Annotated in this window: 21 protein-coding genes and 1 pseudogene; 16 read left to right on the forward strand and 6 right to left on the reverse strand. The window is 40.9% G+C overall.

The annotated features are described in order from the left end of the window. The first annotated feature begins 160 nt into the window (after nucleotides 1–160). From PVK63_RS09230 to PVK63_RS09285, 12 genes are all read left to right on the forward strand, one after another. Nucleotides 161–1552: an MBL fold metallo-hydrolase RNA specificity domain-containing protein gene (locus tag PVK63_RS09230; RefSeq protein WP_274440248.1), complete on the forward strand. Its 1392-nt coding sequence runs from the start codon at nucleotides 161–163 to the stop codon at nucleotides 1550–1552. A gap of 39 nt (nucleotides 1553–1591) precedes the next feature. Continuing rightward, complete coding sequence (locus PVK63_RS09235; protein ID WP_130045032.1) at nucleotides 1592–1939, forward strand: four helix bundle protein; 348 nt, start codon at nucleotides 1592–1594, stop codon at nucleotides 1937–1939. Nucleotides 1940–2121: 182 nt separating this feature from the next. Beyond that, nucleotides 2122–2778: a TetR/AcrR family transcriptional regulator gene (locus tag PVK63_RS09240; protein ID WP_274440247.1), complete on the forward strand. Its 657-nt coding sequence runs from the start codon at nucleotides 2122–2124 to the stop codon at nucleotides 2776–2778. A gap of 247 nt (nucleotides 2779–3025) precedes the next feature. After that, a complete protein-coding gene (locus PVK63_RS09245; protein WP_274440245.1) occupies nucleotides 3026–4177 on the forward strand; it encodes a BamA/TamA family outer membrane protein in 1152 nt (383 codons plus the stop codon). Beyond that, complete coding sequence (locus PVK63_RS09250) at nucleotides 4177–4887, forward strand: hypothetical protein (protein ID WP_274440244.1); 711 nt, start codon at nucleotides 4177–4179, stop codon at nucleotides 4885–4887. Before PVK63_RS09245 ends, PVK63_RS09250 begins: the two co-directional genes overlap by 1 nt. Nucleotides 4888–5054: 167 nt before the next feature. After that, on the forward strand, nucleotides 5055–6485 hold the full coding sequence (locus tag PVK63_RS09255; protein WP_274440243.1) for a hypothetical protein: 1431 nt from the start codon (nucleotides 5055–5057) through the stop codon (nucleotides 6483–6485). A 329-nt stretch (nucleotides 6486–6814) separates the two neighbouring features. Further along, the gene (locus tag PVK63_RS09260; RefSeq protein ID WP_274440242.1) at nucleotides 6815–8305 is read left to right on the forward strand and encodes a capsule assembly Wzi family protein; all 1491 of its coding nucleotides are present in this window, start codon (nucleotides 6815–6817) and stop codon (nucleotides 8303–8305) included. A gap of 11 nt (nucleotides 8306–8316) precedes the next feature. Beyond that, the gene (locus tag PVK63_RS09265) at nucleotides 8317–9684 is read left to right on the forward strand and encodes a capsule assembly Wzi family protein (protein WP_274440241.1); all 1368 of its coding nucleotides are present in this window, start codon (nucleotides 8317–8319) and stop codon (nucleotides 9682–9684) included. A 58-nt stretch (nucleotides 9685–9742) separates the two neighbouring features. Next, nucleotides 9743–12508: an SLBB domain-containing protein gene (locus tag PVK63_RS09270; protein WP_274440240.1), complete on the forward strand. Its 2766-nt coding sequence runs from the start codon at nucleotides 9743–9745 to the stop codon at nucleotides 12506–12508. A 72-nt stretch (nucleotides 12509–12580) separates the two neighbouring features. Continuing rightward, on the forward strand, nucleotides 12581–12958 hold the full coding sequence (locus tag PVK63_RS09275; RefSeq protein WP_274440239.1) for a four helix bundle protein: 378 nt from the start codon (nucleotides 12581–12583) through the stop codon (nucleotides 12956–12958). A 203-nt stretch (nucleotides 12959–13161) separates the two neighbouring features. Beyond that, nucleotides 13162–14151, forward strand: a complete 990-nt coding sequence (locus PVK63_RS09280; RefSeq protein ID WP_274440238.1) for a Wzz/FepE/Etk N-terminal domain-containing protein — start codon at nucleotides 13162–13164, stop codon at nucleotides 14149–14151. Between the two features lie 137 nt (nucleotides 14152–14288). Next, nucleotides 14289–15326 carry an IS110 family transposase gene (locus tag PVK63_RS09285; protein WP_274440211.1) on the forward strand — a complete coding sequence of 346 codons (1038 nt, stop codon included), beginning with the start codon at nucleotides 14289–14291 and terminating at the stop codon, nucleotides 15324–15326. 372 nt (nucleotides 15327–15698) lie between these two features. On the opposite strand, the gene tnpC is transcribed toward PVK63_RS09285, so the two are convergent. From tnpC to PVK63_RS09315, 6 genes and pseudogenes are all read right to left on the reverse strand, one after another. Beyond that, nucleotides 15699–17222 carry an IS66 family transposase gene (gene tnpC, locus PVK63_RS09290; RefSeq protein ID WP_274440237.1) on the reverse strand — a complete coding sequence of 508 codons (1524 nt, stop codon included), beginning with the start codon at nucleotides 17220–17222 and terminating at the stop codon, nucleotides 15699–15701. 85 nt (nucleotides 17223–17307) lie between these two features. Beyond that, nucleotides 17308–17652: an IS66 family insertion sequence element accessory protein TnpB gene (gene tnpB, locus PVK63_RS09295; RefSeq protein WP_274440236.1), complete on the reverse strand. Its 345-nt coding sequence runs from the start codon at nucleotides 17650–17652 to the stop codon at nucleotides 17308–17310. Next, nucleotides 17649–17948: an IS66 family insertion sequence element accessory protein TnpA gene (tnpA, locus tag PVK63_RS09300; RefSeq protein ID WP_130045268.1), complete on the reverse strand. Its 300-nt coding sequence runs from the start codon at nucleotides 17946–17948 to the stop codon at nucleotides 17649–17651. The genes tnpB and tnpA overlap by 4 nt, the downstream gene beginning before the upstream one ends. A gap of 76 nt (nucleotides 17949–18024) precedes the next feature. Beyond that, nucleotides 18025–18228 (reverse strand): annotated as a pseudogene (locus PVK63_RS09305) (N-acetylmuramoyl-L-alanine amidase); the annotation flags it as partial. Then, nucleotides 18224–18646: a hypothetical protein gene (locus tag PVK63_RS09310; protein ID WP_274440235.1), complete on the reverse strand. Its 423-nt coding sequence runs from the start codon at nucleotides 18644–18646 to the stop codon at nucleotides 18224–18226. The gene PVK63_RS09310 and the pseudogene PVK63_RS09305, both read right to left, overlap by 5 nt. After that, nucleotides 18624–18788: a hypothetical protein gene (locus tag PVK63_RS09315; RefSeq protein ID WP_274440234.1), complete on the reverse strand. Its 165-nt coding sequence runs from the start codon at nucleotides 18786–18788 to the stop codon at nucleotides 18624–18626. Before PVK63_RS09315 ends, PVK63_RS09310 begins: the two co-directional genes overlap by 23 nt. A 334-nt stretch (nucleotides 18789–19122) precedes the next feature. On the opposite strand from PVK63_RS09315, the gene PVK63_RS09320 reads away from it, so the two are divergent. From PVK63_RS09320 to wecB, 4 genes are all read left to right on the forward strand, one after another. Further along, the gene (locus tag PVK63_RS09320; RefSeq protein ID WP_274440233.1) at nucleotides 19123–19575 is read left to right on the forward strand and encodes a helix-turn-helix domain-containing protein; all 453 of its coding nucleotides are present in this window, start codon (nucleotides 19123–19125) and stop codon (nucleotides 19573–19575) included. A gap of 33 nt (nucleotides 19576–19608) precedes the next feature. Beyond that, complete coding sequence (locus PVK63_RS09325; protein ID WP_274440232.1) at nucleotides 19609–19905, forward strand: hypothetical protein; 297 nt, start codon at nucleotides 19609–19611, stop codon at nucleotides 19903–19905. 40 nt (nucleotides 19906–19945) lie between these two features. Continuing rightward, entirely contained in the window at nucleotides 19946–20254 is a 309-nt protein-coding gene (locus PVK63_RS09330) for a hypothetical protein (protein WP_274440231.1), read from the forward strand. A 329-nt stretch (nucleotides 20255–20583) separates the two neighbouring features. Then, a complete protein-coding gene (wecB, locus tag PVK63_RS09335; RefSeq protein WP_274440230.1) occupies nucleotides 20584–21708 on the forward strand; it encodes a non-hydrolyzing UDP-N-acetylglucosamine 2-epimerase in 1125 nt (374 codons plus the stop codon).

The following is a 21708-nucleotide window of genomic DNA, read 5'->3' on the forward strand; positions in this document are numbered from 1 at the left end:
ACCCCCTCTAACTCCCCCTTGTATTGATTTGATCACTTTCATACATACAGCGATAAAGGGGGAGAACAGTTTTTGATGCTGAAATAACAACGATCACCCCTGAATCCTACAAGGGAGCTTGCGACCGATCTGAACCCTGAATTCTAAAAAAGGACTACTCATGCCAACACAATCACAAAACTCAAACTTGGAAATAAACCTCAAACACCACGGCGGAAAACTCGGCGTCACCGGCTCTTGCCATGAACTCAACATTAATAACAACGGTAACAATCACGGCATATTAATCGACTGCGGGTTATTTCAAGGAAAAGACGCCAAAGACAAGCATGGCAATGACAAAAAACTCGATATCGAATTTCCCATCTCACACCTAAAAGCCTTAATTTTAACCCATACCCACATAGATCACATTGGTCGTTTACCTTGGTTATTAGCCAAAGGCTTCAAACAACCCATCTACTGCACACCCGCCACCGCCGAGCTAGTCCCATTAATGTTAGATGATGGTTTAAAACTGCAACTCGGTCTAAATAAAGGCCAAAGAACAAGAGTATTAGAGCTAATAAAGAAACAAATAAAACCCATCCCATACAACCAGTGGCACCGAATCGTGCTTTCTTCCCGCTCTGCCCTGAAAGCGAAGCGTCCTGAACCCTTAAACCTGCTCTTAAGGTTCCAACCCGCAGGCCATATCCTCGGTTCGGCTTATGTTGAAATTAAACTCCCCAACAATGAAATCGTTGTATTTTCAGGTGATCTCGGCCCATCAAATACACCACTATTACCCGATCCAATTCCACCAAAACGTGCCGACTTATTAGTCATCGAAAGCACCTACGGTAACAAACTCCACGACAACGTAGAAACCAGAGCAAAACGCTTACAAGAAATTATAGAGCGTTCACTGCAAGATGGCGGCGCAATCATCATTCCCGCATTCTCAGTCGGAAGAACTCAAGAGCTACTGTTTGATATTGAACACCTAATTCACCACCAAAAAATTGATTCAAAAATCCCCATCATTCTCGACTCGCCATTAGCCAATAAAGTCACCAAGCAATACCGTCGCTTCAAAAAACTGTGGAGTAAAGAAGCGAAGACCAAATTAAACAACCAACGTCATCCACTCAATTTTGAACAATGCATCACCATCGAAAGCCACAAAGAACACATGAGTGTGGTGAATCGTCTAAAAAGTACTGCCGAGCCCTGCATTATCGTCGCCGCCAGTGGCATGTGCGCCGGAGGCAGAGTCATGAATTACTTAGAAGCCTTACTGCCAGACAAACGCACCGACATCATCCTCGCAGGTTACCAAGCCCACGGCACTTTAGGTCGAGATCTGCAAAACCAAAAATCAAGAGTGTGGATAGATAATCAACCCATCGATGTGAATGCACAAATCCATACCATGTCAGGCTATTCAGCCCACGCCGATCAAGCAGATTTAATTAAGTTTGTGGATGGGATTGAGGAGGGGAGGAAGGAGGTTGTTGTGGTGCATGGGGAGCGCGAAGCGCGAGAGGCTCTATGCGCTGCGCTTACTTAGGTTTCAGGATTCAGGTCGCTTCGCTTGCAGGAGATAATGATGAAATGTGAAAGTTTAGCTGTTTGGAAAAGAGCTTGCCGTTTATCGTGTAGTATTTATGAGTTAACTTCAGATATTAAAGATTATGGCTTTAGAGATCAGATTACTCGATCAGGGTTATCGGTACCATCAAATATAGCAGAAGGAGAAGAACGTGAAAGCGGTAAAGAAAAAGCGCGATTTTTAAATTATTCTCAAGGCTCTGCGGCAGAATTGATTACTCAGATTTTTATAGGTATTGAAATTGGTTATATTAGAAAAGAAGAAGGGTTGTTACTTATCCAGGAAACAAGAGAGATCTTAGCAATTATATCCAAATTAGCAAAACTGAAAAAGCAGACGAAATAAATGTTGTACACTGCTCTGCTCTGGTTCTTGATCTTCCTGAAACCTGAAACCTGAAACCTGAAACCTGAAACCTGAAACCTGAAACCTCTGAATTCGTTAATGCAGCGTATCGTTTCTAGTTTCATCTACCTTTTTCAGTTACAATTTTGAAATATTTGAATTTAATTGGCGCGGAAAAAACAATGAAAACAAAAGATAGGATCATTCACGGTGCCTTAACCCTCTTCAACCAAAATGGTGAGCGCAATATTACCACCAACCACATCGCTGCACACCTTGAAATCAGCCCTGGTAATCTTTATTATCACTTTCGCAATAAAGAAGAGATCATTAACAGCATTTTTGATAACTACGCAAACGAGCTAAAAACACGCTTTAAGCCAATGGCAAAAGAAGAACAATCGACTATGCCTAGTGTGCAAATCATGTTGAGCTACTTAGATTCGATTTTTGAATTGATGTGGAACTACCGATTCTTCTACGCAAATCTGCCGGACATTTTAAGCCGAGATGAGGCCTTAAAATTAAAATACGTAAAAGCGCAGGCAGCGTTAAATGATAACTTAATTGCCATCATGAATGGCTTTCGTGATTCAGGTTTAATAGCCCTTAAAGATGATGAACTAAAATCCCTGACTAAAACGCTGCATATCGTTGCTTCTTGTTGGATAAATTACCAAACGGCACTGCTTTCTGATAAAGAAATTACAGAGAACAGTATTTATCAAGGCATGCTACAAATGCTAAATGTCGTAAGACCAATAGCGACAGAGCAGGGGCGAGTGCAGATTTTGGAATTAGAAAAGCATTATCAGAGCAGAGTCGCAGCAAGCTGCTAAGACGGCTACGCCTTGAGAGCGCTTCGCTTAAGACGCAACAAGTTGCTTAAGAAGAGCAAAAATCTATACATCCATAAGGTCAAAAACGAAAAATAGGTTTCAGGTTTCAGGTTTCAGGTTTCAGGAAGATCAAAGGCTGCTCTCCTTTAGAGTTAGCTTCTTCTCTTGCCCTTATAGAAGCGAAGCGCTCTAGTCTCTAGTTAGCGTAGCGTATATCTACACCACAACTCATAACAGAATGACTTAAATGAAACGCATAATACTTAGCACACTCTTACTCACCTCAACCCCATCATTCGCTGAAGTTGAGCCTTTATTTGAAACGCCAAAAGACATGGAGCCAACGTGGGTTGATAACCTATTAGATGTCTTTGGTGCCGATGGTGGTTTTGATGACAGTAAAGCCATCGATATGAGCTACTTACCAACAGCCTATTACACGCCAGAGAAAAAGTTTGGGGTAGGTTTGCTGATGGTTGGTTTATATAAAACAGAAAATGCAGCCATTGAAGAGCAACCTTCCTCATTAGTAGTTAATTCATTTGTTTCAATGAACAAATCTTATGGCGTTTCAATCGAGAACATGAGCTTTTTTAATCAAGGAAAACAGAGGTTATTACTTGAATTAGAGCTGCATAATGAAGCCGCAGTGTATTATGGCAAAGGAATAGAACAAGGAAATCAAGACAGTAACCACCACGAGTTTGACGAGCAAGTATACAGTTTTAAACCGCGTTGGATGACAGAAGTCGCGAATAATTATTTTATTGGTGTTGGTGCAGACTTAACGTACGCCAAAGCCGAAAATTTAGAGCAGGTTGCCACTGGTTACACTTATCAATCAAACCAACACTTACCAGATAACCTTAGCTCAGGGATTATTGTCACTAGTGTATATGACTCTAGGGATTATCGCCTTAACGCCACCAAAGGCTGGTTAGTTCAGCTTGATGCTGGTTTATACCATAACGATAAAACAGATTCTTTTTCAACTTATGACTTAGAAATTGCCAATTATATTGATTTAAACGGTTTGCCCGGCCTTATCGCGTGGCAGATTCAAGGTCACTTCACTCAAGGTGATGTCCCTTGGAATGTAATGCCAGATCTTGGTGGTTCAAGTGCGATGAGAGGCTACATTAAAGGCAGATACCGAGACGATCAAATGATGATGGGGCAAGCAGAATACCGACTGCCAATTTTCCAACGCTATGGTATGGTTTTTTGGGGAGCGGTTGGCAGTGTCGCACCAAGCGTGAATGAGTTAAGTGATGAGTTAATGACATCTTACGGCACGGGTTTTCGATTCCGAATTAAAGACAACATCAATTTGCGTGCGGATATTGGTGTCGGTCAAAATGAAACCAATTTCTACCTAAATGTAAACGAAGTATTCTAATGCGGTTCCGTCTTATTTATCTCATTTTAGTGATGGGTGTTGGGGGACAATCTGCCGCCGCCAATGAATTATCGTCGTGCTCAATTACCTCAAGTTACGATATTTATTTAAGTGGTATCCACACCGGAGAAATGAAGCGAGTAGAAGCGTGGCAAGGTAAAAAGGCGAGCATTGTTTCAAACAGTAAAGCCAGTATTCTAGGTATTGGCACCGCTTATTCACAAAGCGCTGAAGTATCTTGGTCAGACTTAGATCATGAATGGATAACCGACAAGTTTCATCAAAAAGTATCCGGCTTTCGTTCAAGAGATATGAAAGTCACCTTTACTGACGGTGGACATCAATCAACCGTTGATATTGATGGCAAAGCATCGAGCTATATTTCTAAAGATATTCCATTAAGGGATGTAGATACGTTATCGATTCAAATTCGTGAAAACTTACTGCAAGGTAAACAAGCGTTTCGTTTAAATCGTCAAGCTTCTGATGGCATTGAGCCTTATCAATACCAAGTGCACCAAAAGCAAATTAAGATATTTGAAAAGTGGGGAGAGTTAGAAGTTATCCCTGTGGAGCAAACAGGCGCAGAGCATGTCACTTTTTTGTTTGCACCCGAGTTAGAGTATCAACTTGTTGAAGCGCGTTATCATGGATTTATTCTTCGAGGTCTTTTGACGCTTGAAGATTATGAGTCGACGTGTAAAAACTAGGAACTAGAAACGAGAGACTAGACCGCTTCGCTCCTATAAGAGCTTAAGATAAGAGCAGGATTACTCGCTTTTTATATGACTGAATGTCAAAACTTCGTCAATATTATTGGCACAGATTGTGCATTATTTAAACAAGATGATTTTGATAACAACGGATACGAATTACGATGAATAAGATGATCCCAATCGGGCTTTTCAGTACTTTACTTTTAACAGCATGCGGCGGCGATAGCGGCGGCGGCGGCGGTTCACCTGCTCCAACTAAATATACTTGGCAGTTTGTTCAGATGGAGACAAGAACTAAGGCAGACATGCTTGAGCAGTGTGGCGTTGAACCGACTATTTTTAATATTAATAAAGTAGATCCAGAGGATGTTCAAACGTGGAAATATACTTATGCTTTGAATGCTAAAAAAGTTAGAGCTATTTTGGTTTATGATGAAAATAATGATGTTGTTGATGACTCAACGATTGATGTTAATAATATCAGCTCTAAAGGTGTATTAACATTTACAAGTAATGATGTCCCAAAAGATTGGTCTATTGCTATTGTTGACACTTCAACGAGTAAAGATACACACATATTTTCTATTGAGGGTGCCCTCTTAACGGATTCAATTATTAAAATCCAGCAAGCTCAAGGTGAAGAGTCATCTTGTTATACTGATAATAAGTTACTTGTATCATCTACATCTAAGAATGTTACATTAAAAAATAATAGTAGCTATACATCTTCAGATACATATTTTGATGGTAAAAGTGCCATAAAACCAGGTAGTAGCCAAGAAAATTTAACAGTAATTAATGCTGGTGAACAAGTACTATTTACTGGATATAATATGAATTCTTATGGTGACTTGGTTGTAAATGAGTTTGCTTATCAAGATAGTAAAACATTATCAACAGCAGGAACAACGATAGAATTAGAAAAAGCTGAGGAACAATTAGTAGCATATATCACTAATATTACTAATACTGAATTTAATCATTTAACTATCAGATCTAAATATAAAAATGATACATTTGATTGGTTTGATTGGAACGCTTATGCTGATGATTTTTTTGTAAAGATTCCTGCTAGCCCTACAACATCGTATACTTATTCAGCTAAGTATGAAGGTACTCATAAGCAATGGGGCGTATTAGATATTAAAAATATTGTAGGTAATACTGTAGATGTAGATTTTGATGCAAATTTACTTAACGACACGACACCAACTGTATCGTGTGGATATATTTGCGAAGTTAATACAATAGGGCTTACTTACTTAGATAATATAAAGGCATCACATATTACCTTTACAACAGGTACAACACATTACTCAATGTTTAGTACTAAAGATCAAGTATTGGTTCCTTATGTGCCAGTATCATTACCTATACATATTGATGAAGCTAAATCTGGAGATGAAGTTACTATTTCATTGTTAAATACAGTTCATACAGATAAGAAATTAATTAATTCCTTTATCACTTATGGTAATGGTAGAAACTATACTGGTGATTCATTATACGCAGAAGCAATTTTACCACCTGCTTTAGCTTATTCGGAGCTTGCTGAGTTATTTAATTATGAATATACGATTGTAACTCGCTAATATAGATTTATGAGCCGTTTTTTATAGCCTCTAGTTAGCGAAACATATAGCGTCTAACCAACTCCCCCTTTACCACCATTACCCTAAAAAGTAAGGTAAAAAAGGGGGAGAACAAAAGCCAAACCAACCGCGTCCGCTCTTAAACCTGAACCCTGAAACCTCAACCCTGCTCTTCCTTTGCTCCTATAGTCTCTAGTCTCTAGTCTCTAGTCTCTAATTCTTCGGTCCCCATTCACAATCTTTAACCAATCACGCCTATTTTTTCATATCCGAATTACCAACTTATTGCTACAATACTGCTCTTTTTTAAAACAACTTTTGATAAAACTATGAATAAGCCACTTCGTGTAATATCACTTTTAAGCACATTCCTCTTCGGAAGTGTCGCTAATGCAGCCCCATGGATAGAGCCTAACGATTTACACTTACGTGCAGACATTCAACTTCTTGCCAATGCCGGCGTCATTACCGTACCTATTACCACCTACCCATTAATGTGGGATGGCATCATTAACAACATCAAAACGAATGGCAGTAATGTCGAGTCAGCCATGGTCTCTGATGCGGTTCGTCGAGTTCAAGCCGCTTTTTCTCAGTCACAAAACACCAATGTTAAGTTTGAAGTCGGTGGGGCAACAGAGCCCGTTCGATTCCAACATTTTGGCTCACCAGTACGTGAACAAGGTGAAGCCACGGCAGCCGTGACCGATAGCGGTTCATGGTGGTCATATAACCTTGAAGCAACCTATTCATATGATGCCTCTAATGACGAAGAAGTGCGTTTAGATGGTTCATATATTGCTGCTATTTGGGGTAACTGGGTTTTTAGTGCCGGCTATCAAGATCAGTGGTATGGCCCAGGTTGGGATACCACCTTATTAAAAAGCACCAATGCACGTCCATTACCTGGCTTATCACTCACTCGTCACAATCCAGAAGCGTTTGATGTACCCGTATTAGAATGGTTAGGGCCATGGACAATGACCACCGGTGTCAGCAAAATGGACGATGAACGTTACATGGACGACACCTTGTTATGGACATTCCGAGGCACCATTAAACCGCATCCTAACTTTGAATTTGGCGTTTCTCGTGCCGCGCAATTGTGTGGAAATAACCCAGAATCAGGCTATGAAAAATCGTGTAATCTCGATACCTGGTGGCGCATGTTTACGGGTGATACCAACGTATGGTCTGGTGAAAACCCTGCAAACCAGTTAGCTTCAGTTGATGCTCGTTGGGGAGACACCTTTAATGGCGTACCTTACAGCGTATATTGGGAATCAATGGGTGAAGATGCATTCCGTATTGATCGCTTTCCGCCTTTCCAAGCTAAAAGTTACCTGTATGGTGCTGATGTTTCCTATCAATATGCCAATCAAAGCATAACCACATTTTTTGAGTACTCAGAAACCATGCCAAGTTGTGGTGGTGTTTACGGTTGTGCTTATGAACACAGTGCTTACAAAACAGGGTATCGCTATAACAAGCGTGTAATGGGTTCAACCTACGACAATGACGCCAATACTTACACACTAGGTTTTATTGGGTTTGCGCACAAAACAGGCCATCGTTGGAAGGCGAATGTACGGTACCTAGAATTAAATAAAGACAACTTAAATAAAGGTGATGGGCATGGTGGTAATCAAGTCACACCAATAGCCGAAAACGCCTGGAATATGGATATAAGCTACCTATTCCCTATTAGTATCGGGGAAATAGAACTTGCCGCAGAGTATACGCACTCAGAGTACCCAGAAAGCAGCCAAAAAGACGATAATAACCTAGCCGCATGGGGCAATTGGACGCACCGATTCTAATGAACAATCACATGGTTAATGCAGTCACCAATAAAAAAAGAAGCCTCACGCCAATAGCGACGGCATTAGCGTGTTGCTTCTCGTCGATATTAGTAACCCCTTCTGCCGTAGCTTCACCTTGGCTAGAAGCGAACGATCCTTTTTTACGCTCCTCGTTGTTGGTGCTGTCTGATTCTGGTGTGATAGCCTCACCGACCAATCAATACCCATTGCGCTGGTCGTTGTTTGGTGATGACATTACCAACAATAACGTGTCTCATGACTTGTCTGTGACACAAGCGCAAAGAGAATTACGTTATAGTATGAACTCAGCGAAGTTAAATCGAGGTCAACGTTCAGCTAAATTTATCGCCAGTAATGAAGAGGCACCATCAACGGGCTTTGGCCAATTTAGTAAAGATAAGTGGGGCGCGTCAGCAAGTTATGAATACCTTGATACTAGCTATGCGTTTCGAGTGACGACTGGCTATTCAAGTTATCAAGGTGAAGATGATATTCGCTGGGATGACTCCTATCTATCACTTAATTTAGGCGCTTGGTTATTCTTTATCGGAACGGTAGATAGATGGTGGGGACAAGGGTGGCAACACAACCTAATTCTTGGGTCTTACGCCAAAGCCGCACCGGATATCAGTGCCAGTTATATTGGACAAAATAAGCTATTTGGTGTCTGGAATATTGAAACCTTCGTCGCAAAACCCGATGACGCAGAATTTAATTACCACAATGCGACACGCTTTGTATCTAAACCCTTTTCATTTTTTGAATATGGGTTAACGTATCAAGTCTGGTTTGATAGTAATAACAGCAGTCATTCAGACGACAGCATTAAGCAAGCCGCCTTTGATGCGAAGTTAACCTTACCATCGATAAACTTCTCTAATGACGATGCTGAGAACCAAACCAAACTGTATCACAGCGTGTATGCTGAGTTTGCCTCAACCGAGGACACCACAGAATTAGGTGCCTTGCTATTAGGTTGGAGTGGCAGTGTGAATATTGAAGGACAAACGGTACGCTTAGTACTTGAATCTCAACAAAGCACCTCAGATCATGAAGGGTCGTTTAGCTCTCACTCAAGCGGCTACCCATCAACGCATTTAAGTGTAGCCAAGACAACGTATGATTTTGATAATAGTTACTCAGTTGCTTTATATGTACAAATGAGCAATGACCATAACGTAAGTTTGAGTTATCAACAATCAGAATGGAACGGTACCCAAAGTAGCCATAATAACCAACGTAATACGACTCAAGCCAATTACCGATTACCGGCCGCCTCAGGCATGGTGCATTTAGGGCTTGGTTACACACAAATGAACACCACAACTAGCGATGACCAAATCAATGCATCGTTAGGTTACGAATTTAGATTTTAACTCTTTATTTTTTAAATCTTTATCTTTTAACTGATTTTAACAAGCGTATTGAATATCAATGATGATGAAAAAAACACTTACTGCTAGCTTATTTGCCATGATAAGCACCAGTGCTATCGCCTTTACGCCAAGCGCTGATCAAATTTCTCAATTTCAAAAATTACCAAAATCCCAGCAAGAGCAACTCGCTCGCCAATATGGGGTGGATATCAGTGTATTAACCGGAGCTAGCTCATCAAAAGGCAGCGCAACGAAAACGGTTCCTCAAGACCCAATCAGAGCCAATGCGCCAAAAGAATTGTCGTATGACGAGCAAATGAAAAAACTGGCAGAGGAAGAGGAAGGTAAATTACAACCTTTTGGTTATGAGATGTTTGCAGGGGAAGTCGATACATTAACGCCTGTTGATAACCTGCCAGTACCTAATGATTATGTTATGGCACCGGGTGATGAAGTAGCCATTCAAATTTATGGTAAAAGCAGCGAAGAGCTAAACCTAGTTATTGATAGAAAAGGCCGTTTAAACTTCCCTGAGTTTGGTCCTATTGCCGTTTCAGGCCAAACTTTTGCAGATATGCAAACCCATTTAACCAACATCATCAAACAGAAAATGTTAGGGGTAGATGTACTGGTCTCAATGGGCGCAATGCGAACTATGCAAGTGTATGTGGTGGGTGAAGCCACACAACCGGGGGCTTATAACGTCAACGGGCTAACGACCGTGACCCAAGCATTGATTGCCAGTGGTGGAATTAAAGAATCAGGCAGCCTACGTCATGTCGAACTTAAGCGTAAAGGCAAAGTGGTTGAGCGCTTTGATGTGTATGACTTACTGCTAAAAGGCGATTCACGCAGCGATGTTAGATTACTCAGTGGCGATACCCTGTATATCCCAACCAAAAACTCAAGCGTTGAGCTCGATGGTGCAGTAAAGCGCCCTGCAATTTATGAATTAAAAGGCAAAACCACTCTTTCTCGTTTACTCTCTTTTGGTGGTGGCTTACAGCCAAATGCTTTTTTATCTAAAATAAATATTACGCGCATGGGGTCAAATGGCTACGAGCAATTTACCGTAGACATGAGCACATCAAAGGGTAAAAACTTCATCATTAAAGATGGTGATAAAGTGGTGGTATCAAAAGCGGCAGAGTCATTAAATAATGCCGTAGCACTGCGTGGTGAAGTTGCAAGACAAGGCGCCTACAACTTTAAAAAAGGCATGAAGGTGAGCGATATTGTCTCTTCTGTTCGTACCGATTTAAAACAAAGTGCCGATTTAAACTACGCGTTAATTGTACGTGAAATCAATAAACAGCGTGATATTGAAGTGCTGCAATTTAACCTAGGTGAAGCCATCGCAAATCCTAACTCAAAAGAAAACTTGAGCCTGCAAGAAAGTGATCAAATCTTTGTGTTCAATAGCGGGTTAGATCTAGAGTATTGGTTTGGATCTTACGCCGATGAAAGAGAGCAAAAGCGTAAAGAGGAAGAGAAAAAACTAGCCGAGCAGCAATTAGCGCAAGCTCAGTTATATCAAAATCAAGCGTTATCTCAACACCCAAGTCAATCGCTTTCTCCTCAACAAGGTATGAATGGGGTTAATGACCTGAACGCGGTAGGACAGCAGCGCAGTATTGAAACCATTGACGCGGCAACGGGCGCGCTAATAAAAACAGAATCAGCAACCAAGTTAAAAACGGATGACGGTGATACGGTATCTAAAAGTGAAAAACTAAGACAAGAGAGTCGCGAAAAGCTGTTAACGCCAATTATTGACCGTTTAAAATCACAAGCGACATTAGATAACCCAGCCCCATTAATTGAAATCAGCGGAGCCGTTAAATACCCAGGTATCTACCCGTTATCAAAAACAGGAACTATTAAACAAGTCATTACTGCCGCAGGTGGCTTAACGGAAGAAGCGTATTTAGACAGTGCTGAATGGACGGTTCGTGACGTAAACGGCAGTGAGCTTATTACCGAACAGAGAAAAATCTCGTTAAGAGAGGCACTATCAGTAGATGGTGAACAGAACTTTACTTTAACAGGTCAAGATCGTGTAATTGTAAAAACCAAACCAAATTGGCAAGAAGGGTACACCATTGAACTGCAAGGTGAAGTGATGTTCCCTGGTACGTACTCATTTACCCGTGGTGAGACGTTGCAAGAGGTGATTGAGCGTGCCGGTGGTTTAACAGAATATGCATACGCTGATGGATCAGTCTTTAGCCGTGAACGATTAAAACGCTTAGAGGAAGAGCGTTTAAAAATCTTAAACATGCAACTAAAGCAAGAGATTGGTAACTTAGCGATGCGTCGCCAAACGTCAAGCGCGCAATATACAACACAGCCATCTGATGCACTGTTAATTGCAGATGAGTTAGCAAAAACAGAAGCGATGGGCCGCATGGTTATTTCTATCCCAAGAGCGATCGAAGGGGATAAAATTGCCAACTTAATGCTAGAAAAAGGCGATAAGCTGTACATTCCAGCAAGAAACCCGGTGATAAGCATTATGGGTGAAGTTCAGTTTGCCTCAAACCAACTGTTTGAACCAAACATGACAGTGGAAGAGTACATTGAAGCTGCGGGTGGCACCAAAAAACAAGCCGATACTGATCGTATTTATGTAGTACGAGCAGATGGCTCAGTGATGATCCCAAATAACTCATACTGGTTTAGCCGCAGCGATAAGCCACTAGCCCCTGGCGATACCATCATCGTACCGCTAGATACCGATTACCTAGATGGCCTAAGTACGTTAACTTCAGCAACGCAGATCTTGTATCAAATCGGTGTAGCGTGGAGCGCGATTAAAGATTAAAGCAGGTTTAAGGTAGGAGCAGGTTTAAGGAAAAGACTTGCTCTGTTACTTGTTCTTATAGAAGGGATTGTGATGAATTTTGAAAATCTTGATGTTTGGAAAAGATCTTGTCGTTTAAGTTGTACTGTTTATAAACTCACAAAAAACTTAAAAGATTTTGGTTTTAAAGATCAAATAACAAGGGCGGGTTTATCTGTTCCTTCTAATATTGCTGAAGGTGAAGAGCGAGAAAGCATAAAAGAAAAAATACGCTTTTTTAATATAGCCAACGCTTCATTAGCAGAGTTAATCACTCAGATTTATATCGGAATTGAAATCGAGTACTTAGAGTCTAATAAAGCTAAAGAGTTAGTGATAGAAGCAAAACAAGTATCAGCAATGCTAAAAGGCCTAATAAAAGCCAAGCAGGAAAGCGCAAGAAGAGAAGGCGAAAGCGGGAAAAGCAGGTAGGAGCAGGGAAGAAAAGGTAAAAGCAGATAAAAGCGGGTAGGAGCAGGTAAGATCATCTCTTTCCCTGCTCCTGCCTTAATCCTGCTCCTACCTTCTCTTACTTTTTTAACAATAAATATAAGGAAAACAAAGAGTATAAAGACTCAAAAAGCCAAATAAACCAAGCTTTTATAGTCTCTAGCCTCTAGTTTCTAGTTTCTAGCATGAATGAAAAACAACAACTTCAACACCCTCAACATTTAGCGTTTCCACAGGCAATGCCCACCGACGATGAGATCGACCTACGTGAGCTCTTTAGCGCACTGTGGAAAGGCAAATGGATAATCATCGCAACCACCTTTATTTTTGCCGTTGGCGGTGTGCTATTTGCTTTATCACAACCAAACACTTATAAAGCAGAAGTGGTATTAGCCCCCGCAGGCGAGAGCAGTGGCGGCGGTGGCCTTGCGGCAATGGCAGGGCAGTTAGGCGGCTTAGCCTCATTAGCCGGTATTAATATTGGCGGCGGTGGTACAGACAGTAAAGCGATGTCATTAGCTACCTTGCAATCTCGACAATTTATTAATGCTTTTATTACCAAGCATGATTTATTAGTGCCATTACTGGCAAGCACTGAGTGGAATGAAGGCTCTGGTGAATTAGTCATAGACCCAGAGTTATACAATACAGAAACCAAGCAATGGGTACGTGAAGTTGCACCGGGTAAATCCGTGATCCCAACCGATTGGGAAGCGCATAAAGAGTTTAAAGAAGTATTTAGCACCGCTGATTCGAAAGATTCAGGTTTAGTGACCTTATCGGTAACGCATTACTCGCCAATTGTTGCTCAGCAATGGGTAGAATGGTTAGTGGCTGATTTGAACCTATGGATGAAAGATAAATCCCTTACTGAAACCAAACGCAATATCGGCTATTTAGAGCAGCAACTACAAAAAACCGATATCTCAGACATGCGCTCAGTGTTTTATCAGTTAATTGAAGACCAAACCAAAAACTTAATGTTGGCAGAGGTTGAAGCGGAGTTTGCTTTTAAAACCATAGACCCAGCGGTTATCCCAGAAGAGAAAGCCGGACCAAAACGTGCGTTGATTTGTGTGTTAGCGACCTTGCTAGGTGGTATGTTGGGGGTTGCGGTTGTACTGGTTAGATTTGCGTTTAGAAAGGAAGATACTGAATTAGAAACTAGAAACTAGAAAGGTCAAGAGCAGTTGTGCGCTTCTGCTCTTGATCTTGTTTTTATAGGAGCGAAGCGGTCTAGTTGTATGGACTCCCTCCCTTTGAGGGTGTACGGTTTGAATTCGACAAAGAAAGCAACCAAAGGAGTCCACACATGAGTAATCCTACTATCATTGCTATTGATTTGGCAAAAGATGTTCTTCAGGTATGCAAGGTTACGTCAAAAAATAAGATCTCTTACAACAAAGCAGTCTCTAGAAAAGGATTAAAAGAGCTGCTTAGTAGGGAAAAAGATTGCTTGGTCGCTATGGAAGCATGCGCTTCCAGTCAGTATTGGTCGCGCTTTGCGTTAAAGCTAGGTCTGCCAGTAAAAGCGATGCATGCTCGTCATGTAAAAGCATTCAGAACGTCACAAAAAACAGATAGAAATGATGCTTTGGCAATAGCCGTTGCAGCAACACAAATAACGATAAAGCCAACCAGGATACTAACGATTGATGAGCAAGGCTTACAATCTTTAGAACGAATAAGGGATTTACAGAAATCTCAATGTATCGCCATTTCAAATCAAATTCGTTCATTGCTTGGAGAGTTTGGAATAACGATAGCAAAAGGCGATAAAGCACTTCGAGAAGCAATGCCTTATATTTTTGAAGATGCAGAAAATGAGCTACCTCATTCATTAAGAGCTGTTTTATTTTCCCAATGGGAAAATTACCGCCATCAAGTTGAACATTTAGATTCAATAACAGAGCAACTTGAGGTCGAAGTTCAGAAAAATCATCAGTGCCAAAAGTTCATGAAACTTGAAGGGGTAGGACCTTTAGGAGCTATTGGTTTAGTTATTGCACTAGGTGATGGTAAAGCGTTTACCAATGGACGAGCAGCTTCTGCTTGTATTGGTGTCACTCCAGTTCAGCACAGCTCTGGAGGAAAAGAAAATATTGGTAGTATTGCTAAGAAAAGCTCAGGACAAAGACTCCGCAGTGTTTTATTTAATGGAGCAATGTCAGTGGTATCTTTTTTATCGAAAAGAGCAGCAAGAACAGTAAAGGAACAATGGCTAAAAGCACTAATTGAGCGAAGAGGAAAAAAAGTAGCAGCTGTCGCTTTAATTAATAAAAATATAAGAACGGCTTACGCCATTCTAATAAGCAACACCGAATATAAGCCTCAATTGCTTGAGGCTTAGCCCGAATACGTCAATGTAATGCGAAAAAACAGGTAAGACCAACCAATAAAAATCAGTGAGAAACTATGGCATAAAAAGCCGTCGTCTAGTTTTGATTTATTGGTGCGAAAACATCTTAGGGCGAAGGTAGCTCCTTCAAAAGTAGCCCGTATATAAGTCCGCATCTAACCATGTTTTTATCAAATTACTCACTTGACGTTGTTAGGGAGTCCATATAAGTCTCTAGTTTCTCGTTTAGTTCTTAATCAGCATCACCGGACACGCCTTGCCACTATCCCACTCATTATGCCCCCTCACATCCTCATCCTTAATCTCAAATTGGTGTTGCAACTGAGCAATCAAACCGTAAGCGCTCAATGAACTAGTGATGCTTTACTCGGCATCACCCATTTCAACGAGCCACGGCATAAGATCTGACATATCATCGGCTGGATCACGTTTAGGTAACTCCGTAAATAAATACTGGAAGTAATAATACGGGTTAATGTCATTAGCGCGGCATGTCATTACCAAGCTATACAAGTTAGCACTCGCCTTCGCACCCTCGACAGAAGTCGAGAACATCCAGTTTTTTCTACCTGTGGTAAACGGCCTAATGTCTCTTTCTGTGACATTATTATCGATGCTGATATCACCATCCTCAAGATAGGTGAGTAATTTAGGCCATTGCTTTTGAGTGTAGGCGATAGCTTTACCTAATACCCCTTTGGGTAAGACATTTTGAACATCAAGCCACGCTTTAAATTCACTCAATATTGGCTCAGCTTCCTGTTTTCTTATCTTCTGTCGTTCATTTGCGGATAATCCCTTTGTCTTTCTTTCTACACCGTAAAGTTTGGCTATGAAGTTGAGGGCTTTTTCGGGTTTTCCCGCTTTTTTAGAGGGTGACGCTTTTTGTGCATCGGTGAACTTTCTACGGGCATGTGCCATGCACGCTGCTTGTGTCACGGCATCTAATGTGTCGTATACGCTGTAGCCATCAGAGAGTAAATACCCTGAGTAATCACCTAAAAAGTCTTTTGCACACGTTGCTGCACGGCTTGGGTGATAATCATAGATAACAACAGGGTTTTTAATGAACTCACCACTACGGTAAACCCACATATAAGATTTGCTTTGCGCTTTTCTATCTTCTTCGCGTAGCACTTGTACTGTGGTTTCATCTGCGCAGATAAGTTTTTCATTAAGCAGCCTTGATTTCATCTCATCAATGATTGGTTTCACTTTATTACCCAACTGAACACACCAATTAGCAAGCGTTGCTCGGCTTATATCAATGTCAGATCGATTTAGGATATCTACCTGACGATACAGTGGCAGTGCATCTACGTATTTTGCGGTGACTACCGCCGCGAAAGCACTTGCGCTTCCCATGCTTTTTGGGATCATGCTAGCGGGCTTTGGTGCGGTGATGATTTTGGATTTGGTTTGTGTTTTTTCACATTGGCGACAAGCGTACTTAGTGCGTTCGTGACGAATAACACTGACCTTTTGAGGAATGATTTTAAGCTCTTCTGAGGTTTCTACACCACATTCGTGCAATGGTTCGTCACAACACTCACAATAAGGTGCATTGAGTTCATGCTTGTGTATCTCACGCTCAAGCTCTTTTGGTAGAGGCTTGCGACCTGTTTTTTTCTTCTCATCGTTAGATTTAGGAAGCGACTTTTGCTGCTCAGCTTCATTAAAAGTACCTTTTGGTACTTTTTCACTTTGCGATGAGAAGCGCTTGGATTTATTCAGGTTTAATTGCTCAATCAAGAGTTCAACTTGAGTTTTTAATTCAGCGACTTCTTCTTGTTTGGCGACAAGCAGCTTCTCTTTGACTTCATTTTGATAATGAAGTTCAAGTAGCATCGCTTTTAGTTGCTCAATATCATCAGGAAGATCGGTCATGCTTTAGCTCAAGATTGTTTAATTACCCTAAGTGTGACATCGAAAAAGGATCGTTCAAGTCCAATTTGATGATCATTATCAGCGATCACACTTCTAGGTTAAATAACGGCTTATGAGCTTTGGCATGATATAAAGTCAGTCCAGATAAAAGCCAGTTGAGTTGTTGTCTGCTAATGTGGAGCGCACCATTAACATTGGGTACTGGCCATTTGAACGTCCCTTTTTCTAAGCGCCGATAATAAAGCCAAAAGCCATTGGTATCCCAAAACAAGATCTTGAGTTTATCTCGATTGCGATTACAAAAAATAAACCAGGCTTCACTGAATGGGTCCATTTCCAGCGTTTCGGCGACAATGAGTGATAAGCCATCAGTGGATTTTCTCATGTCGGTGACGCCAACGACGAGGTAAACCTTTCCTGACTGTATCATTGCAATGCCTCAATCCAATGTTTGATTTGTTTGGAATTAAGGTTTGCTGGTAACTCAGCACGAAGGCCATTATTGAATGTCAGCACTACAATATTTGACTGCTCTTGTGTAGGCTCTGTCACGATAATGGGGTGAATTTTTGTTGTGACTTCTGATTCGCTGAGCTTCTTTGACCAGTAATAAAAGGTTTGGTAGCTTATTTCATTATCAATACAAAATTGCTTGATAGATAGGTTACTTTCTTTCTGCTGCTCTAAAATATTAGCCCAATGATCGGGCTTACTTTGCTGATTCATAATACCTCCGATTAAAAAGATACTATGGCAAAGCATGATTCATATTAATATGTGTGGTTAGTTAAGCGCTTACGCCTTTATTATGACCGCGCACATGAGCCCCCATTTTAGACAGTGGGCGACCAAGCTCTACCACACCACAACGACGGATCACAAAATGATAGCCGATATCACGCCAACCTCGTGCTAGATGCCATTGACGGATCTCATCAACCCCAATATCTACGCCAGCCTGAGTCGCACTGCAATGTACCGTAATGTAACGAAGAGGAGGGTTATGCATCATGCTTCCCCTTAGTGTTATTTATCGTCACTACGGTATTTATCTCATCTAGCTCTAACCCTGCCACAAACGCATGATAACCCTGCGCTAACCAGTGGTATTGATTGAGAACCGCCTCTACCAGTACCGCATCAACCTCATCACAAGAATAAGCAGCCCCATAACAGCGTATCGCCTCTGAAATTGAGACTGCTCGAGTCACCCCCTCTTGATAATACTCATGGTTTAGCACCGCATCCGTTAATAAAAAATAGAGGGTAGCCAATACCACAGCGTGTTGATGCTGACGGCTTAAAGATAAAGGCAGATAAAGGTGTTGATGCAGCGCCTGGATTAATGCCGAGAAATAACGGGGATTAGTATCAACCCAACGTAAATAAGCGACATAAAAGCTAAGTGGATGAGCGTTGTACATCAAGTAAATGGTGTAAAAAATCCTCACGGGTAGGGGATAGTCCATCCTCATAGCGTGAGAAAAGCTCACCTCCTTGATGAGTTTCAATACTGGCAGACGTAGCAGAATAAAGAGCAATGAATCTTGGTATCGCTTTGGTCATAACCTCTCCTTTTTGTGTAGATTTACTGTGATTTTGTACAGTCGAAGCGCCACTGTATTGTGAAATTAACGAGTAGGGATAAATAAAACGTAAAATATTATCCTTATGAAAAACAAGATATTGGCATAAATAAAAACAGAAAAAGGGATGCGTAAAAAATATTGAATTGTGTGTTTTTCGAGCGAGAGCGTTGCTTTCTATGTGCTGACGTTAACGGAGTAACACCAAATGAGAAATGCGCACCAAAAGAATAAGAAGCAGATAAAAAACAAATCCCTCATTCGAATATCTCCCGTTAAGTCATGAGTCATTATTTTTATACGAGGAGAAACAGATGAGTCACCATTTAGTCTCGGCATGCATGGCACTAAAAACCGGATCACCCATCAGCAAGTTAATACTACTTAAGTTAGCGGATAACGCAGATGTTCATGGTATGTGCTTTCCTTCCTACGTTTACCTAGCGCAATATTGTGAACTCTCTGTCCGTACCGCAAAAAATCACATCAAACAATTAGAAACTTTAGGTTTTGTTGAGCGAGTAAAGCGGTTTGATAATCGAGGGCGACAGCGAAGTAACTTGTATCAACTGCGCATTCCAAAAGACAGTCATATTGAGGTGTGCAGTTTACGCACTGAGGAGGGGGAAGTAGAGACACTCACAGAGGGGGTCACAACTGCACACATAAGCAGTCAGAATGAAAAAAAGAAAGAGGAACAAACGCAAGCCGTTATCAGCTTGCCGACCACACAAGGTGAACAAGCCATTTACGATGAGTTTTATTAAGTGCTAGTGCAAAGTTATCCTAATCTAAAGGTCATGGACGAGCTAAATGCTATACGTGCTTGGTTAGTCGTTCACCCGAATAAACAACGCCCGCCTGAGCAGTTAGGGCATTTTGTTAACAACTGGCTACGACGCAGCGGCAAAGCTCTCTCTTCCTCTACAGCCAAAAGCCATAAATCCACTTATTATCCAATAGAAAAGTCAGCATCAACCACTGGATTACCGATAAGGCACATTGATGTTTTGGTGGACGCTCATAGAAAAAGCGGAACAAAAGAGCCAATAGAGCACCGCATTCAAGCCATGTTAGAGAAAACCAACAATAAGTAAATACAAAAATAAGACCGAATAAATAAGCTAGGGACCGCGAATGAAGATATTAAAACAATCTGAAAAACAACAAATTTTAGCAAGACATATTACATTAGCTAATGGCCGTCCGCGAGAGCTACTAGAGCTAATGCAGAAAGTCTACCCGACTCCGATAAGCAAAGCATACATTTGCCAGCAGTTATCAATGCACGGTGAATACGCATTTCGTTCTGTTTTGAGAAACGCCAGCATGTTTATTGATATAGAGGTCATTAATGGAACAGATAAACCCACGATGTATCGATTAGGAAACCAATACATACAGAGCGCACAAATACGCATGATATTACAAATAATGGCAAATTAAAGCGTAATATTAAGGGGTGAAAAGATGAATTATGTTAATAAATGAGTTAAAATGCAGCGCTAAAATGCAGCGCTAAAATGCAGAAGACTAGAGACTAGTTCGCTTCGCTACTATAAGAGCTAGAGTCGTTTATTTGGCTCTTTTTTCTTTTGATTTTATTGTTTTTAGAGCGAAGCGTTTTAGTTAGCACTGCGTAATAGCTTCTACCAAAACTCACATCAATGAATTTCATGCGCCAGGGATGCGCGATCACCTGCGGGCGGTAGCGTGTCTTGGTTGTTTGCTATAACTGAATCATTTCTACTTTTTCAATCTTCTTAGGCTTAATTATGACAAAGAAAAAAGTTCTTACTGTTTTTGGTACTCGCCCTGAAGCTATTAAAATGGCGCCTTTAGTTCATGCTTTATTAGCGGACGATCGCTTTGAGTCAAAATGCTGTGTGACAGCCCAGCATCGTGAGATGCTTAATCAGGTATTAGAGTTGTTTGAAATTACGCCTGATTATGATTTGAATTTAATGAAAGCAGGTCAAACATTAAATGATGTTACATCTCGTATTATTCAAGAGTTGAAACCTGTTTTACAAGACTTTAGACCAGATGTGGTTCTTGTTCATGGTGATACGGCAACAACATTTGCTGCAAGCTTAGCTGCTTATTATGAGCAAATTGAAGTTGGCCATGTAGAAGCAGGTCTACGTACGGGTAATATCTACTCACCGTGGCCGGAAGAAGCAAATCGACGCTTAACTGGCGTATTAACAAAATATCACTTTGCACCAACGGAAACCTCTAAAGAAAACCTTCTCAGAGAAAATTTTAATCCAGATGATATATCAGTAACCGGTAATACAGTGATTGATGCATTGTTAATGGTAAAAAATAAAATAGATACAGATGTAGTATTAAATGAGTCCCTTACTTCACAGTTTCCATTCTTAGATAAGTCTAAAAAATTAATATTAGTGACAGGGCATAGACGTGAAAGTTTTGGTGGTGGTTTTGAACGCATTTGTGAATCTCTCGCTCAGACAGCACAAGCGCATCCAGAAACACAGATTGTTTACCCAATGCATTTAAATCCTAATGTGCGTGAGCCGGTGAATCGTATATTATCTGGAATTGACAATATTAAATTGATTGAACCGCAACAATATTTACCGTTTATCTACCTAATGATGCAAGCAAATATCATCCTTACTGATTCGGGCGGTATTCAAGAAGAAGCGCCATCATTAGGTAAACCGGTTTTGGTAATGCGTGATACAACAGAGCGTCCAGAAGCGGTAAATGCAGGTACTGTTAAGTTGGTAGGTACAAGTGTTGAGAAAATCACATCTGAATTGAATAAATTACTTACCGATACTCAAGCATATGAAGAAATGAGCTATGCACATAATCCATACGGTGATGGTAAAGCTTGTAAGAGAATATTAGAAGAATTAAACAAATAA

This window comes from Aliivibrio sp. S2TY2, assembly GCF_028765525.1.
GTDB classification, from domain to species: Bacteria; Pseudomonadota; Gammaproteobacteria; order Enterobacterales; family Vibrionaceae; genus Aliivibrio; species Aliivibrio finisterrensis_A.

What these genes read in the sequence shown, in the direction of transcription:
- PVK63_RS09230 (WP_274440248.1), top strand. Translation starts at nt 161, where the DNA reads ATGCCAACACAATCACAAAACTCAAACTTGGAAATAAACCTCAAACAC.
- PVK63_RS09235 (WP_130045032.1), top strand. Translation starts at nt 1,592, where the DNA reads ATGAAATGTGAAAGTTTAGCTGTTTGGAAAAGAGCTTGCCGTTTATCG.
- PVK63_RS09240 (WP_274440247.1), top strand. Translation starts at nt 2,122, where the DNA reads ATGAAAACAAAAGATAGGATCATTCACGGTGCCTTAACCCTCTTCAAC.
- PVK63_RS09245 (WP_274440245.1), top strand. Translation starts at nt 3,026, where the DNA reads ATGAAACGCATAATACTTAGCACACTCTTACTCACCTCAACCCCATCA.
- PVK63_RS09250 (WP_274440244.1), top strand. Translation starts at nt 4,177, where the DNA reads ATGCGGTTCCGTCTTATTTATCTCATTTTAGTGATGGGTGTTGGGGGA.
- PVK63_RS09255 (WP_274440243.1), top strand. Translation starts at nt 5,055, where the DNA reads ATGAATAAGATGATCCCAATCGGGCTTTTCAGTACTTTACTTTTAACA.
- PVK63_RS09260 (WP_274440242.1), top strand. Translation starts at nt 6,815, where the DNA reads ATGAATAAGCCACTTCGTGTAATATCACTTTTAAGCACATTCCTCTTC.
- PVK63_RS09265 (WP_274440241.1), top strand. Translation starts at nt 8,317, where the DNA reads ATGGTTAATGCAGTCACCAATAAAAAAAGAAGCCTCACGCCAATAGCG.
- PVK63_RS09270 (WP_274440240.1), top strand. Translation starts at nt 9,743, where the DNA reads ATGATGATGAAAAAAACACTTACTGCTAGCTTATTTGCCATGATAAGC.
- PVK63_RS09275 (WP_274440239.1), top strand. Translation starts at nt 12,581, where the DNA reads ATGAATTTTGAAAATCTTGATGTTTGGAAAAGATCTTGTCGTTTAAGT.
- PVK63_RS09280 (WP_274440238.1), top strand. Translation starts at nt 13,162, where the DNA reads ATGAATGAAAAACAACAACTTCAACACCCTCAACATTTAGCGTTTCCA.
- PVK63_RS09285 (WP_274440211.1), top strand. Translation starts at nt 14,289, where the DNA reads ATGAGTAATCCTACTATCATTGCTATTGATTTGGCAAAAGATGTTCTT.
- tnpC (WP_274440237.1), bottom strand. Translation starts at nt 17,222, where the DNA reads ATGACCGATCTTCCTGATGATATTGAGCAACTAAAAGCGATGCTACTT.
- tnpB (WP_274440236.1), bottom strand. Translation starts at nt 17,652, where the DNA reads ATGATACAGTCAGGAAAGGTTTACCTCGTCGTTGGCGTCACCGACATG.
- tnpA (WP_130045268.1), bottom strand. Translation starts at nt 17,948, where the DNA reads ATGAATCAGCAAAGTAAGCCCGATCATTGGGCTAATATTTTAGAGCAG.
- PVK63_RS09310 (WP_274440235.1), bottom strand. Translation starts at nt 18,646, where the DNA reads ATGTACAACGCTCATCCACTTAGCTTTTATGTCGCTTATTTACGTTGG.
- PVK63_RS09315 (WP_274440234.1), bottom strand. Translation starts at nt 18,788, where the DNA reads ATGACCAAAGCGATACCAAGATTCATTGCTCTTTATTCTGCTACGTCT.
- PVK63_RS09320 (WP_274440233.1), top strand. Translation starts at nt 19,123, where the DNA reads ATGAGTCACCATTTAGTCTCGGCATGCATGGCACTAAAAACCGGATCA.
- PVK63_RS09325 (WP_274440232.1), top strand. Translation starts at nt 19,609, where the DNA reads ATGGACGAGCTAAATGCTATACGTGCTTGGTTAGTCGTTCACCCGAAT.
- PVK63_RS09330 (WP_274440231.1), top strand. Translation starts at nt 19,946, where the DNA reads ATGAAGATATTAAAACAATCTGAAAAACAACAAATTTTAGCAAGACAT.
- wecB (WP_274440230.1), top strand. Translation starts at nt 20,584, where the DNA reads ATGACAAAGAAAAAAGTTCTTACTGTTTTTGGTACTCGCCCTGAAGCT.